At 68.0% G+C, this 13,476-nt stretch carries 11 protein-coding genes and 1 tRNA gene; 4 read left to right on the top strand and 8 right to left on the bottom strand.

The genetic code is table 11. From position 1 onward, the window contains the following. Window positions 1-181: 181 nt before the first annotated feature. Both OX958_RS25725 and orn read right to left on the bottom strand, forming a co-directional pair. Window positions 182-254: transfer RNA gene (locus tag OX958_RS25725), tRNA-His, on the bottom strand. 50 nt (window positions 255-304) lie between these two features. After that, complete coding sequence (gene orn, locus OX958_RS25720) at window positions 305-913, bottom strand: oligoribonuclease (RefSeq protein WP_270132028.1); 609 nt, start codon at window positions 911-913, stop codon at window positions 305-307. Window positions 914-1,153: 240 nt separating this feature from the next. Here orn and OX958_RS25715 point away from each other — a divergent pair, with 240 nt between their 5' ends. The 3 genes from OX958_RS25715 (at window position 1,154) to OX958_RS25705 (ending at window position 5,332) form a co-directional block, all read left to right on the top strand. Further along, window positions 1,154-4,351 (top strand): tetratricopeptide repeat protein, encoded by a 3,198-nt coding sequence (locus OX958_RS25715; RefSeq protein ID WP_270132026.1) that lies wholly within the window; start codon window positions 1,154-1,156, stop codon window positions 4,349-4,351. Between the two features lie 57 nt (window positions 4,352-4,408). Continuing rightward, window positions 4,409-4,777, top strand: coding sequence for a M23 family metallopeptidase (locus tag OX958_RS25710; RefSeq protein ID WP_270132024.1), 369 nt, complete (start codon window positions 4,409-4,411; stop codon window positions 4,775-4,777). Between the two features lie 69 nt (window positions 4,778-4,846). Beyond that, window positions 4,847-5,332 carry a GNAT family N-acetyltransferase gene (locus tag OX958_RS25705; RefSeq protein WP_270132023.1) on the top strand — a complete coding sequence of 162 codons (486 nt, stop codon included), beginning with the start codon at window positions 4,847-4,849 and terminating at the stop codon, window positions 5,330-5,332. A 47-nt stretch (window positions 5,333-5,379) separates the two neighbouring features. On the opposite strand, the gene OX958_RS25700 is transcribed toward OX958_RS25705, so the two are convergent. Continuing rightward, window positions 5,380-5,583 carry a cold-shock protein gene (locus OX958_RS25700; protein ID WP_026163488.1) on the bottom strand — a complete coding sequence of 68 codons (204 nt, stop codon included), beginning with the start codon at window positions 5,581-5,583 and terminating at the stop codon, window positions 5,380-5,382. Window positions 5,584-6,031: 448 nt separating this feature from the next. Here OX958_RS25700 and OX958_RS25695 point away from each other — a divergent pair, with 448 nt between their 5' ends. Further along, window positions 6,032-7,021, top strand: coding sequence for a 2-dehydropantoate 2-reductase (locus tag OX958_RS25695; RefSeq protein WP_270132019.1), 990 nt, complete (start codon window positions 6,032-6,034; stop codon window positions 7,019-7,021). A 63-nt stretch (window positions 7,022-7,084) separates the two neighbouring features. Here the strand turns inward: OX958_RS25695 and OX958_RS25690 are convergent, their stop codons facing one another. Genes OX958_RS25690 through OX958_RS25670 form a run of 5 tightly spaced genes read right to left on the bottom strand, consistent with a single transcriptional unit; the run spans window position 7,085 to window position 13,396 of the window. Continuing rightward, the gene (locus tag OX958_RS25690) at window positions 7,085-8,812 is read right to left on the bottom strand and encodes a glycoside hydrolase family 35 protein (RefSeq protein ID WP_270132016.1); all 1,728 of its coding nucleotides are present in this window, start codon (window positions 8,810-8,812) and stop codon (window positions 7,085-7,087) included. 37 nt (window positions 8,813-8,849) lie between these two features. Beyond that, window positions 8,850-10,205: an ABC transporter substrate-binding protein gene (locus tag OX958_RS25685; protein WP_270132015.1), complete on the bottom strand. Its 1,356-nt coding sequence runs from the start codon at window positions 10,203-10,205 to the stop codon at window positions 8,850-8,852. 11 nt (window positions 10,206-10,216) lie between these two features. Further along, window positions 10,217-11,653, bottom strand: a complete 1,437-nt coding sequence (locus OX958_RS25680; RefSeq protein ID WP_270132013.1) for a ricin-type beta-trefoil lectin domain protein — start codon at window positions 11,651-11,653, stop codon at window positions 10,217-10,219. Window positions 11,654-11,666: 13 nt separating this feature from the next. Continuing rightward, the gene (locus tag OX958_RS25675; RefSeq protein WP_270132011.1) at window positions 11,667-12,533 is read right to left on the bottom strand and encodes a carbohydrate ABC transporter permease; all 867 of its coding nucleotides are present in this window, start codon (window positions 12,531-12,533) and stop codon (window positions 11,667-11,669) included. Further along, window positions 12,530-13,396: a carbohydrate ABC transporter permease gene (locus OX958_RS25670; protein ID WP_270132009.1), complete on the bottom strand. Its 867-nt coding sequence runs from the start codon at window positions 13,394-13,396 to the stop codon at window positions 12,530-12,532. Before OX958_RS25670 ends, OX958_RS25675 begins: the two co-directional genes overlap by 4 nt. Window positions 13,397-13,476 lie beyond the last annotated feature (80 nt).

The following is a 13,476-nucleotide window of genomic DNA, read 5'->3' as shown; positions in this document are numbered from 1 at the left end:
AGCCCAGACAGACGCAAGAGAAAACCGGCAAGCGACTCACAGCGAAGGTGAGCGACCCACCCAACTCAACCACCGACAGGGGGGTGTGGGTGGCGAAGCCCCCACTCGCGCCGAAGGCGCACAAAATGCCGAAGGCGACCCGCTCCGCGTTTTCCGCGGACACAGATCGCCTTCGACGCCGGGTGAGTAACGGGACTTGAACCCGCGGCCCCCTGGACCACAACCAGGTGCTCTACCAGCTGAGCTATACCCACCATGTTCTACCGCCTCGATCAGCGCGGCTCGGCAATCATAGCGATGAAGGTCAGATACCTGAAATCGGGGCGCTGACCAGGTGCGCGGCGGCCTTCGCGGTGTCGGTGTCGGGGCCGGGCTGGGGCACGAAGACGGTCTGCCGGTAGTAGCGCAGTTCGGCGATCGACTCGGTGATGTCGGCCAGTGCGCGGTGGTTGCCGTTCTTGGCGGGGGTGGCGTAGTAGACCCTCGGGTACCAGCGGCGGACGAGTTCCTTGATCGAGCTGACGTCGACGTTGCGGTAGTGCAGGTGGGACTCGACCCTGGGCATGTCGCGGACCAGGAAGGTGCGGTCGGTGCCGACCGAGTTGCCGGCCAGGGCGGCCTTGCGCGGGTCCTTGACGTAGCCGGCGATGAAGTCGAGCACCTGCTGCTCGGCGTCGGCGAGCGCGATGCCGTTGGGCAGCTCGTCGAGCAGCCCGGAGCCGGTGTGCATGTCGCGGACGAAGTCACCCATCTGCTCCAGGGCGGCCGCGGGCGGCGCGATCACCAGGTCGATGCCGTCGCCGAGCACGTTCAGCTCGTAGTCGGTGACGAGCACAGCGACCTCGATCAGGGCATCCTTTTCGAGATCGAGTCCGGTCATCTCACAGTCGATCCACACCAGCCGGTCGTTCATGGGCACCCACCTTACGGCGACACGCCGACCCGGTGGCGGCCGGTAGCGTCAACGCCGGGCGTGGCGCCGATCGGACGGCGTACCGTTTGCCTCGCGCAACGGGTCGGCCGGGGGCGGCGTACCGGGTGGAAGTGCCGGTGAGATCGGAGCGGCACTGTTGCGGCGTCACTACCCACAGTGCTGTCCTGTCCAGGTAGCCGGCATCGGGTGCGGCGCGTACCGGGGGAGGAAGGTGTGGCTATGGAGGGGACCGTCGCGCGACCGCGGCTGACCGAGCTGCTGGGCGAGGGCGTCCGGCGACGCCTGCTGACGGTGGTGGCCGATGCCGGGTTCGGCAAGTCCACTCTGCTCGGCTCCTGGGCCGCCGAGCGCCCCTGCGCCTGGTACACGGTCCGCGCTGAGGACCGCTCGCTCGCCGCGATGGTCACCGGCCTGGTCGAGGCACTGCGGCGCCAGGTGCCTGCGCTGTCCGCAGTGCTCGCTGCTGAGCTGCAAGGCCCGCGTGGTCCGGACGCCGATGCCGAGCAGGCCACCAGAGCTCTCGCGTACGCCGCTCTACTGGCCGACGCACTCGAGCAGAACCTCAGCGGTGACCTGGTGCTCGTGCTGGACGACCTGCACGAGCTCAACCCTGGTGACCCCGCCACGAAGCTGATCGAGTGCCTGGTACGAGTCGCGCCGCCGTCCCTGCATCTGGTGATCGCGTCTCGCACCCCGATGCCCTTCGGCATCGACAGGCTTCGCGGCCGGGGGCAGGTGCTGGAGATCGACGCGACCGCGCTGGCCTTCACCGTGCAGGAGACGCTCGCCGTACTGGATGTAGTACTGGGTGAGGGGTCCGAGGAGCTTGCCGGGCCGCTGCAGGCCGCAGTACAGGGGTGGCCTGCTGCAGTGCGGCTTGCTGTCGAGGCGCTGCGGACAGTACCGGCCTCTGAGCGGCAGGGCAGGTTGCGGAGAGCCGTGCGGTCGGATGGCCCGCTCTACGACTATCTGGCCGAAGAGGTCTTCTCTGCAGAGCCTCCCGCCGTACGGCGATTGGTTGCTGCCGTTGCTGTCCTGCCCAGGTTCAGTGCCGAGCTCTGCCAGGCGGTGGGGCTGACCGAGACCGCGGAAACCCTGCAGCAGTTGCGTACCAGAGGCCTACTCGTCTCGGCCGGCGAGGTGGACGGCTACGAACTCAACCCGCTCGTCCGCGACTTCGCCATCGATCGGCTGTCCCGAGATGAGGTCGGGATGGCCGAGCTGACTCTGCAGGCGGGCCAGTGGTTCGAGTCGGTCGGGGACCAGCGAGACGCCTTGGCCTGCTACCAGGCGGTGGATCCGGCTCATGTCGCCCGGATGCTCACCGAACGCGGGCATGCGATGGTGAGCGGCGGCATGGCCGAGACCGTGGTCGTAGCCGTCACTTCGCTGCCGGACGAGCTACGAGACGTCGCGATGGACCAACTGGAAGGCGAAGCCCGGCAGGTGCTCGGCGACTGGCAGGGTGCGGAGAAGTGCTTCGACCGCATCATCGAGCCCGACGGCGAGATCCCGGTCGGGATCGCCTGGCGGCTGGGTTTGATCCATCACCTGCGCGGCCGGACCGACGTCGCGGTCGCCATGTACCGGCGGGGGCGGATCGATGGACAGTACCCCGCTGACGAGGCGCTGTTGCAGGCTTGGTGGGCGGGCGCGCACTGGCTGCGTGGCGAGTTCGACGAGTGCCGGGAGCTGATTGCGGGCGCCGAGGTGTCCGCCCGGGTGTCAGGTGACGACCGCGCTCTTGCGATCGTCCACACGGTGCTGGCGATGCTGGCCGCGGTCGACAGCGACCCACGCGGCAATGCATCGCACTACCTGCGCGCGCTGGAGCATGCGGAAAGAGCAGGCGACCTCCTGCAGTCGATCCGGATCAGGGTCAACCGGGCCTCGCACCACATCGCCGAGGGTGACTACTCTCGCGGCCTGGCCGAGCTGGAGATCGCACTAGAACTGGCGGACCGTGCAGGCTTCGCGGTGTTCCGTGCGCTGGCGCTGAACAACCGCGGCGAGGCACTGCTTCGCCTAGGTCGCCTGGACGAGGCGATCGGTGAGCTGGAGGCGTCGCGGGCGCTCTACCAGAAGCTGGAGTCGAAACGGGTGGCACAGCCACTCGCAGTACTAGGGGAGGTCTACCGCGAGCGCGGTGATCGGGCGATGGCCAGGGCTTGCTATGAGGAAGCCATCGCCATGGCAGACGACACCAAGGACATGCAGTCGCTGGTCCCGTCACTGGCCGGCCTTGCCAGAGTCCTTGCGGTGGAGGAGCCGGAGCGAGCTGCGGAGCTTGCGGAGATCGCCAGGCAGGCAGTGGCCTACGGACCGGTTCCTGGACTCTCGGGTGCTCTAGTGGCGCTGGGCTGGGTGACCCTGCATGCAGGGAACAAGGTGGACGCAGCGGCCGCGGCAGAGGAGTCCGCTGCACTCTGCCGTCGCCGCCGCGACCGGGCAGGCCTGGCAGACGCGCTGGAGCTGCTTGCGGCTGCAGAGGGCGGCGAGGTGCTGCACGAAGTACTGAACATCCGGCATGAGCTGGGTGATCCGTTGGGGCAGGCGCGGGCCGAGTTGATGCTCGCCGAGCGTACGCAAGGTGCTGAGGGGCGCGAGCTTGCCTTGAGGGCTCACCAGCAGTTCCTGGCCGCGGGGGCGACGCGGTACGCCGCAGCCGCCCTGGCCGCCAGCCAGCAGACAGGGCCGGCGCCGGTGCGTATCGAGTGCCTGGGCGGCTTCCGGGTACTGCGGGACGGCAAAGCGGTCCAGCTGGGGGAGTGGCCCTCCAAGAAGGCTCGCGACCTCCTCAAGATTCTGGTCGCCCGCCGCTGCCGTCCGGTCGCGCGAGTGCAGCTCCTGGACCTGCTCTGGCCCGACCAGGGTGAATCAGTCGCTTCACCCAGACTCTCGGTCGCCCTGTCGACCGTCCGCTCGGTGCTGGACCCGGAGAAGCGATTCCCGGCCGACCGCTTCGTCGGCGCCGACCGCGCCACCATCTGGCTGGACGGCGACCAGGCCTCCGTCGACGTCGAGGGCTTCCTCCGCGACGCGCGTGCCGGGCTGGACGGGAACAGCATGCCGCTGCTGCGCGCGGCAGAGGCGGCGTACAGCGGGGACTTCCTGGAAGAGGACGTGTACGCCGACTGGGCGGCCGGCATGCGGGAAGAGGCCAGGGCGCTCTACGTCCGAGTGGCACGGGTCCTTGCCGAGCGCGGCAAGGACGACCCCGATGCGACTGCCGGGTACCTGTTGCGGATCCTCCAGCGCGACCAGTACGACGAACGCGCGCACCTGGGCCTGGTGACCGCCTTCCAGGCCAGTGGCGCTCATGGTGAGGCCAGGCGGGCCTACCGCACCTACATCCAGCGGATGGCCGAGCTGGAGGTCGAGCCGGCGCCGTACCCGGCGGTGCCGGCCAGGGTCTGAGACTTGACCGAGACAGCTCTTTAAGGCTGTCTGAAGGTTGCCCAGCACTCTCATGGCATGGCAGCTCCGGTACACAACGCGGACGTGACCTGCGAGTTCGGGGTCGCAGGCGACGGCGGGCACGGCTTCCACTCGGGCCGTGACTACCGTGCCGCAGCCGGTACGCCGATCAGGGCCACTATGGCCGGGGTCGTCGTCCGGGTGTCGGCGGAGCAGGTGGTGGTCGAGTCCAATGCCATCTGGCACCTCTACGACCACCTGGCCGGGCCGGAGGTGCGTCAGGGCGACACGGTGGAGACAGGGGATCGCCTTGGCGCGGCTGCCGGGCCGCATCTGCACTACGAGGAGCGCGTCACGCCGTACGGGGTCGGTGATCAGCGGAGCCCGTTGTTCGACCTGCACCCGAACGCGCGCCGTCATGGATAGCGGACAGGTGGCGTCGGGCGGGCCGGCAGTGGAGGGAGCTGCCGAGCCGCTCGCCGCTACCTTGAACAGATGATCGCGACCAGCTTCAGTACCGAGCGGCTCACTCTGCTGCCACTACGAGTCGAGTACGCCGATGCGATGGCGGAGGTGCTCGCTGACCCGGGGCTCTATACCTTCACCGGTGACGAGCCGCCGACGGCCGCGGCTCTGGCGGAGCGCTACCGGCGGCAAGTGGCCGGTCCGGGGCGCCCGGGGGAGACGTGGCTCAACTGGGTGATCAGCATCACGCAGTACGACGTACTGGCGGGGTACGTCCAGGCCACTGTGATCGGTGACGAGGCGGAGATCGCCTGGGTGCTGGGGACGGCCTGGCAGGGGCAGGGCATGGCCAAAGAGGCGGCCGTCGGCCTGGTCGGCTGGCTCGAGGCTCACGGGGCGCAGCGGATCATCGCGCATGTCCATCCCGGCCATGCGGCGTCAGCCGCCGTCGCGGCCGCCGCGGGACTCCGCGAGACGGACGAGGTGAACGACGGCGAGAACCAGTGGGTCCGGTAAAAAGAACAAGCCCGGCCGAGAACGGCCGGGCTTGCTCAAGCGGTGGTTCAGACCGGGCGGACGTTCTCCGCCTGCGGGCCCTTGGGGCCCTGGGTCAGGTCGAACTCGACCTTCTGGTTCTCATCGAGCGAACGGTAGCCGTCCGCCGCGATCGCCGAGTAGTGCACGAAGACGTCGGCGCCGCCGCCGTCCTGAGAAATGAAGCCGAAGCCCTTTTCACCGTTGAACCACTTCACTGTTCCGCTGGCCATGATCTGCTCCTTGTGTGGGGCGGGTAACAGGTCCCGACGGTCGCCGGTCCCCTGGTTGCCGAACGAGCCCTCCCACACCGGACCGAGGCCCAGAAATGAGAAAACGCCCTGCGGATCACAAATCCGCGGGCGTTTCAAAAACGAACGGGGAACTGCAAAACTGCAACCGCCGGAAACGGTAGCACATTGGCGCGGCCCGCACCCAGTAAGACCAGCCGGTAATTCGCCGCGCGCCGCGACCGCCTCGAAGTCGTCCGCCTGGGCCGCCCCGTGTGGCCACGACGTCCCTGCTGGTCAGCCGGTCCGGTGCTCGCCGGTGACCTCATCGGGCGTGCCTATCAAGCGATCGAAAATGTGATCTACATCATGCATTGACCCGTAAAATTGCTCAGCCTACTGTATGCGGTATACCAAGCAACTCTGGCCCACACGACAGGAGGACCAGCGGATGAAGGTGGCTGTTCTCGGCGCCGGCGCGATCGGTGCCTATGTCGGCGCGGCCCTGCACCGCGGCGGGACCGAGGTGCATCTAGTTGCCCGGGGCCCGCATCTGCAGGCGATCCGGGCCGGTGGGGTGAAGGTGCTGAGTCCACGGGGTGACTGGGTGGCTCGTACTCCGGCGACCGGCGACCCTGCCGAGATCGGGCCGGTCGACGTCGTGTTCCTGGGGCTGAAGGCGAACTCGTACGCCTCCTGTGGCCCGTTGATCCAGCCGCTGCTGCACGCCGGGACGGCTGTGGTGGCCGCGCAGAACGGCATCCCCTGGTGGTACTTCCACGGGCTCCCGGGCCCGTACGAGGGGCGCCGGATCGAGTCGGTGGATCCCGGCGGTGAGGTCACCCGGGTGCTTTCGCTCGACCGCGCGATCGGTTGCGTCGTCTACTGCTCGACCGAGCTGGAGAGTCCGGGTCTGGTCAGGCATCTGGAGGGCACCCGGTTCTCGATCGGTGAGCCGGCCGGTGGCCGCTCGGACCGGTGCGTGGAGTTCAGCGAGGCGATGATCGCCGGCGGGCTGAAGTGCCCGGTCGAGGAGGACCTGCGCGACGACATCTGGATCAAACTGCTCGGCAACGCCGCCTTCAACCCGATCAGTGCGCTGGCCCGGGCGACGATGGTGGAGATCGCCCGGCACCAGGGCACCCGGGCGATGATCCGGCTGATGATGGAGGAGACGCTGGCAATCGCGGCCGCGGTCGGTTCGACGCCGGACATCTCGGTGGACAAGCGGATCGACGGCGCCGAGCGGGTCGGCGACCACAAGACCTCGATGCTGCAGGACCTGGAGAAGGACAAGCCGCTGGAACTGGACGTGATCCTGGCCGCGGTGGTGGAGCTGGCCGACCTGACCGGCACGCAGGCGCCGACCCTGCGCGCGGTACACGCGGTGGCGGACCTGTTGTCGACGAAGATCGGCGCGGTCCCGGCCGGCACGAGATAGTCGCTCTGGAGCCTCAGAGAGCCAGAGTGAGGAAACGCATCTCCCGTCGGCCGGGACGCCGACCTACAGCTCCACCGGGCCGAGCGAAGGGCCGGCCGTAAAGTGCGCGGTCCGGTCGGCCATGGTGTCGAGTTCCAGCACCACCAGTTCGTTGTGCCCCGGCCGGACGACGGGCCCTGGAACGTACAGCGTGTGTTGCGGACCCCGATGCCAGTAGCGACCCAGGCAGAAGCCGTTCACCCAGGCGAAACCCTTGCCCCAGGCGTCCGTCCGGAGGAAGTGGTCGACCGGCCCGTCGGCCTCGAAGGTGGCTCGCCAGGCCGTCGGTCCCGGAGTGGGCCCAGCCTGCCCGGCACCGGACTCCCACAGGCCAGGAACGGTATCGAGCTCGACCACGCAGGTCGACCAGTCGGTGAGTGGGTGCGAGTCGAGCGTGACCTCGCCCACCAGCCCCTTGGCCTCGCCGATGCGCGGTCCGTAGTTGACCCGGCCCTGGTCCTCGACGACCAGTTCAAGCCGGCCACGTCCGGACGGCAACAGGATGGCCCGATCGTGGTTCTCACGTTCGAGTACGCCGACCGGATGCCCGTCGAGATAGACCTGGGCCCGGTCCCTGATCTCGCCGACGTCGAGCAGAGCAGGTCCGTCGACCGCGATCTCGGTCCGGTAGATCGCGAGCTGGGCGCCCAACTGGTCAAGGGTCGGAAGTGACGTGTGCCGGGTCCACTCGCCCTCGACGGGAACAGGATCGGTCAGTGGCACCGAGAACGCCGGAGCCGGGGTGACCGGCTCGACCGTCAGCGGTGGCACCGGCGCATAGCGCGAGATGACCTCCCGGAAGGCGTGGTACTTCGCGGTGAAGTTCCCCGCCTCGTCCAGCGGAGCGTCGTAGTCGTACGACGTGACCGTCGGCCGGTAGACCCCCTTGTCGTTGGCCCCGTTGGTCAGGCCGAAGTTCGTGCCACCGTGGAACATGTAGACGTTCACCGAAGCGCCCGCCGCCAGCAACGCGTCCAGCTCCGCCGCCGCGTCGTCGACCGACGTGGTGTGGTGCGGACCGCCCCAGTGGTCGAACCAGCCGTCCCAGAACTCCATGCACATCAGCGGTCCCGACGGCTGATGAGCGCGCAGGGTCTGCAGTCGCTCCGCACTCCGCGACCCGAACGACGCGGTCCGCAGTACGCCGTCCAGCCCGCCGGCCGCGAGCATGTCGTCCACCGGCTGGTCCACGGTCACCAGGGGCACCGTGATCCCCGCCCTGCCGATCAGGTCGGCCAGCGCCTTCAGATACACCTGGTCGTCGCCGAAGGCGCCGTACTCGTTCTCCACCTGAACGAGCAGCACTGGTCCGCCCTGGTGGATCTGCAGCGGCGCCACGATTCGCAGTACCTGCTGGAGGTACTCCTCGATCGCCGCCATGAACCGCTTCTCGTGCCGGCGGACCCCCGCGCCCGGCTCCCGGAAGAGCCAGGCGGGGAGGCCGCCGTTGTCCCACTCCGCGCAGATGTAGGGCCCCGGCCGGACGATCGCGTGCAGGCCGGCGTCGGCCACCAGCCGCAGGAACCGCTCGAGATCGAGGATCCCCTCGGTGTCGAAGACGCCGGGCCGGGGACTGTGGGCGTTCCACGGCACGTACGTCTCGATGGTGTTGAGCCCCATCAGGCGAGCCTTCTCGATCCGGTCCGCCCAGCTGTCCGGGTGGACCCGGAAGTAGTGCAGGGCACCGGACAGGATCCGGTACGGCGCGCCGTCGAGGAGGAAATCGGCCTCACCGAGCGTGAAGTCGGACATGTATCCCTTTCTGGATCACACAGTCGCGGCGAACCGGTCAGCCGTTGGTCTGGAAGCCCTGCTGGTTGCCGTAGCCGACCAGCGCGTCCTGCCAGGCCTTCAGACCCGGTTCGAGCTCGGACTTCGCCTGGTACTGCTTGCCCACCGTGTCGCCGAAGATGCTGTTGGCGTACAGCTGGAACGGCAGGTAGCTCCAGTCCTTGACGACGTTGCCGGCCGCGCCGGTGAGCACCTGGTTGATCTGCTGACCACCGAAGTACGCGCTCGGCTTGTCGACGAAGGTGGGGTCCTTGAGGTCGGCCGTGGTCGACGGGAACCCGCCGCTGGCCAGGAACGGCTTGACGCCGTTGCCGTGGTTGAGCCACTGGACGAAACCGGCCGCCAGCGCGGGATTCGCGCTCTGCTTGAGGACCGACTGGGTGCCGCCGCCGTTCTCCGCGGTAGCGGGCTGTCCGTCGTACGTCGGCAGCGGGGCGACCCGCCACTTGCCCGCGCCGGGCTTGACCGACGACTCGAGCACACCGGGCATCCACGCACCGACCGCGAGCGTCGCGATGGTGCCGTCGCCGAGTGCCTTGAACCACTCGTCCGACCAGCCCGGGATGCCGGCCACCAGGCCACCGGTGACGAGCTGGTCCCAGACCCCGGTCCACTTCTTCGCCCCGGCGTCGTCGGCCAGGTTGATGGTGACGTTCTTGCCGTCGGTCCTGAACGGCTTGCCACCGGCCTGCCAGATCATGCTGGTGGCGAACCCGGCGTCACCGGTGTCGTTGGTGATGAACTTCTTCGGGTCGGCGGCGTGCAGCTTCTTGCCGGCCGCGACGTACTCGTCCCAGGTCTTCGGTACGGTCAGCGCGTACTTGTCGAAGACCTCCTTGTTGTAGAACAACGCCATCGGGCCGGAGTCCTGGGGAAGACCGTAGAGGCCCTCGCCGGCGTGCACGGCAGTCCAGGTCGACGGGGTGTAGGCGGACTCGAAGCTGTCGAAGCCGTACTGCCGCAGGTCCACCAGCGAACCCGGCAGTGCGAACTGCGGCAGCGCCTGGTACTCGATCTGCGCGACGTCCGGTGCGCCCGAGCCGGCCTTGATGGCGTTCTGCAGCTTGGTGTAGTGGTCGTTGCCGGTCCCGGCGTTGACGTAGTTCACCTTGACGTTCGGGTACTCCTTCTCGAACGCCTTCACCTGGGCCTCGGCCGACGGCGTCCAGCTCCAGTAGGTGAGGGTGCCGCCCTTCTCGAGCGCCGCCTTGACGGCGTCCGGCGAGGCGGCCGGCTGGGTGCCGCCGTCCGAGGTGTCCGATCCGCCGCAGGCGGCGAGCAGGGCCGAGGCGGTCGCGATGGCCGCGGTGGTGACGACGACGCGACGCAGGCCGCGCCGATGACTGGTCTTCATGGTGTTTCCCTTCACTGTTCCCACTGCTGGTTGCTTTGGCCGTTGCAGGCCGAGACGGTGACCGCACTGCCGTTTGCGGTACCGGCCGCTGCGAGACAGAAGCCGGGCCGGGCGACGCTGGTGATGGAGCGATCCGGCTGGAGCTCCCAGGCCTGGCCGGTGGACCCGGTACAGGTCTCGATGGTCGCCGGGCTGCCATCGGTCAGACACTTGTTGCCGTAGACCCGTAGTTCCTTCGCCGCCGTGTGGTTCCACGACTGGTTGCCACCGCCGTTGCAGTCCCACAGGTCGAGGGCGGTGCCGTCGGTGGTCGAGAAGCCCGGTACGTCGACGCAGCGGCCGCTCTCGACTCCTCGCAGTACGTCGCCCGGAGGTGCGGGCGGCAGGTCGTTGACCGGCTCCTTCTCGAGCAGGCCCCAGCCCCACTGCAGTTGGGCCAGACCGCTGGCGCTGTTGACCTCCAGATCACCTTCGCCGACCCGGGTGGTCAGCGAGTAGGCGTCGCCGTCGCGCAGACCCGGCCAGTAGACGATGCCCATCTTCTGCTCACGGGCGACCTGGGTCAGCGCACCGAAGTACGACGTGTAGACGTTGCCCTCGTGGTTGCCGTAGTTCAGGCCGGTCGTCATCGGCGAGCCGGCCTCGTCGATGATCGTGCGCCGGCCGTACTGGCCGATCCGCGGTCGCAGGTTGGCGAGCCACTCCGCCTCGGTGGTGGCGTCGTCCCAGAAGCCGTAGAAGTGCAACGACAGCAGCGTTCCCCTGAGTGCTGGTACGGCGCCGACGCCGGTCACGTTGTCGTTGTAGCCGGTGCCGGAGATGACCACCCGGCCACGCGGAACCCGATGGTGCCTGGCCAGCCAGGAGGTCGTGACGCCGACCCACTCGTCGAGCGAGTAGCCGAACGGCTCGTTCATCGGCTCGAAGTACACCTTGGGGTTCTTGCCGTACTTCTGCACCACCGTGTCCCACATGGCGGCGTAGGCAGCAGGGTCGTCGACGCGGCCGTCCTTGGCGTCGTCGGCCTCCCAGTAGCTGAGGATCACCTTGAAACCGTTGGCGGTGGAGGCGTCGATCGCGGCTTGGTACGAGCGCCACCAGGTGGTGCCGACGCTCGACGGGTTGATCGGCAGCCGAATGGTGTTGGCCTTCAGTTCCTTGCGGAACTCCCGCACGATGCCGGTCGACTTGCGGTAGGTGACGGCGTAGCTGTCCGCGGTACTGAGGCCGGACGGGACCACCTCGTCGGATGCGTAGTTGTCCCGGGGATCGGCCCAGTTCACCCCGCGGTACTCGCTCGTGTTCGAAGACGACGACTGCGGCGGCGACGGCGGCGAACTTGGCGGTGGTACTGCGGTGGCGGGGAGGGCGGCCACCAGGCCGGTCACCAGGACCAGCGTGGCAGCGGCGTTGCGCCGCGCCGCAGGTTTCGTCCACGTCTTCTTCATCGACTCTGCCCTTTCACTGTTTGACGCCACCCGCGGTCAGGCCGGACTGCCAGAACCGCTGGAGCAGGAGGAAGGCGACGACCAGCGGCACGATGGTCAGCAGTGAGCCGGTGATCACCAGGTTGTAGATCGGCCGCGCGCCCACTCCGGTCGCCTGGTTGCTCCACTGGGTGAGGCCGACGGTGAGCGGATAGAGATCCGGCTTGCTGAGCATGATCAGCGGCAGGAAGTAGTTGTTCCAGGTCGAGACCACCGCGAACAGCAACGTGGTCACGATGCCCGGAGCGAGCAGCCGCAGGGCGACGGTGAAGAAGATCCGGATCTCCCCGGCGCCGTCGATCCGGGCCGCTTCGAGCAGGTCGTAGGGCACCGCGTCGGAGGCGTAGACCCACATCAGGTAGAGGCCGAACGGGCTGACCAGCGACGGGATGATGATCGCCCAGACGGTGTTGGTCAGGCCGAGGTTGGAGAACATCAGGAACGTCGGTACGGCGAGCGCGGTACCGGGCACCGCGACGGCGCCCAGCAGGACGGCGAAGACCGCGCGCCGGCCGGCGAACTTGTACTTCGCCAGGCCGTAGCCGGCCGCCGTCGCGAGCAGTGTCGCGCCACCCGCGCCGACCACGACGTACAGCATCGTGTTGCCGAGCCAGCGCAGGAAGATGCCGCCGTCGTAGGTCAGCGTGTCCCGGATGTTGGCGAACAGCGCGAACCGGTCACCGAACCACAGACCGGGGCTGGCCAGCAGGTCCTCCTGGGTTTTGGTTGCGCTGAGCAACAACCAGACCAGCGGCACCAGCGTGTAGACCAGGTAGAGCACCATCAGGACGGTCAGCAGCGGTGACCGCCGCGGCCGCAGTGGCGACGTCGCCGTACTCACAGTGCCTCCCGGGAGCCGCGCAGCTGGACGACGTACGCGATGATCGCGGTGAGCACGCCCATCACGATCGCCACCGTCGCGGCGTAGTTGAACTGCTGACCCGCGAAGGACAGGTTGTAGGCGTACATGTTGGGTGTGTAGTAGGTGGTGATCACGTTGGGGGCGAGCGTGCGCAGGATGTTCGGCTCGTTGAAGAGCTGGAAGCTGCCGATGATCGAGAAGATGGTCGCGATCACGATCGCGCCGCGTAGGGCCGGCAGCTTCACCGCGCGGATCGTCCGCAGCGGTCCGGCGCCGTCGATCGCGGCCGCCTCGTAGAGCTCCTCGGGCACCGTGCGCAGGGCCGAGTAGAAGATCAGCATGTTGTAGCCGACGAACTCCCAGGTGACGATGTTCGCGATCGACGGGAGCATCCAGCGGCCGCTCAGCGGCTGGATCGCGGTGGTCCCGAGCAGCTCGTTGAGATCGGCGGCCAGACCGAAGTTGTTGCCGTAGATGAAGCCCCACATCAGCACGGCGACCACGCCCGGTACGGCGTACGGCAGGAAGATGACGATCCGGAAGAACCCCGCGGCGTGCAGCCGGGCGCTGTCGATCGCGAGCGCGGCCAGCAGGGCCAGGATCAGCATCACCGGCACCTGGACGGCGAGGAACAGCAGGACCCGCAGGAACGACTCCCACAGCTTCGAGTCCTGGATCGCCGCGGCGTAGTTGTCCAACCCGACGAAGACCGTGCCGCCGAAGAACGCCTGGTCGCGGAACAGGCTCAGGTAGATCGCGTAGCCGATCGGCGCCAGGAAGGTGAGCGCGAACACGACGAGGAACGGCCCGACGAAAAGCCATCCCTTGGTATCTCGGTGCATCGTCTCGAAGCCTCCGATGTTTACGTCAACATTTCTGGCGAGGAAGCTAACGTGTTTACGTCAACATGTCTATAGTTCAG

Origin of the sequence: Kribbella sp. CA-293567, assembly GCF_027627575.1 — a bacterium.
GTDB lineage: Bacteria > Actinomycetota > Actinomycetes > Propionibacteriales > Kribbellaceae > Kribbella.
The sequence above is the reverse complement of the archived record's forward strand: the minus strand, read 5'-3'. Positions and strand labels throughout refer to the sequence as shown.

Coding starts and splice junctions, on each gene's coding strand:
- orn (WP_270132028.1), bottom strand. CDS start 913: ATGAACGACCGGCTGGTGTGGATCGACTGTGAGATGACCGGACTCGAT.
- OX958_RS25715 (WP_270132026.1), top strand. CDS start 1,154: ATGGAGGGGACCGTCGCGCGACCGCGGCTGACCGAGCTGCTGGGCGAG.
- OX958_RS25710 (WP_270132024.1), top strand. CDS start 4,409: ATGGCAGCTCCGGTACACAACGCGGACGTGACCTGCGAGTTCGGGGTC.
- OX958_RS25705 (WP_270132023.1), top strand. CDS start 4,847: ATGATCGCGACCAGCTTCAGTACCGAGCGGCTCACTCTGCTGCCACTA.
- OX958_RS25700 (WP_026163488.1), bottom strand. CDS start 5,583: ATGGCCAGCGGAACAGTGAAGTGGTTCAACGGTGAAAAGGGCTTCGGC.
- OX958_RS25695 (WP_270132019.1), top strand. CDS start 6,032: ATGAAGGTGGCTGTTCTCGGCGCCGGCGCGATCGGTGCCTATGTCGGC.
- OX958_RS25690 (WP_270132016.1), bottom strand. CDS start 8,812: ATGTCCGACTTCACGCTCGGTGAGGCCGATTTCCTCCTCGACGGCGCG.
- OX958_RS25685 (WP_270132015.1), bottom strand. CDS start 10,205: ATGAAGACCAGTCATCGGCGCGGCCTGCGTCGCGTCGTCGTCACCACC.
- OX958_RS25680 (WP_270132013.1), bottom strand. CDS start 11,653: ATGAAGAAGACGTGGACGAAACCTGCGGCGCGGCGCAACGCCGCTGCC.
- OX958_RS25670 (WP_270132009.1), bottom strand. CDS start 13,396: ATGCACCGAGATACCAAGGGATGGCTTTTCGTCGGGCCGTTCCTCGTC.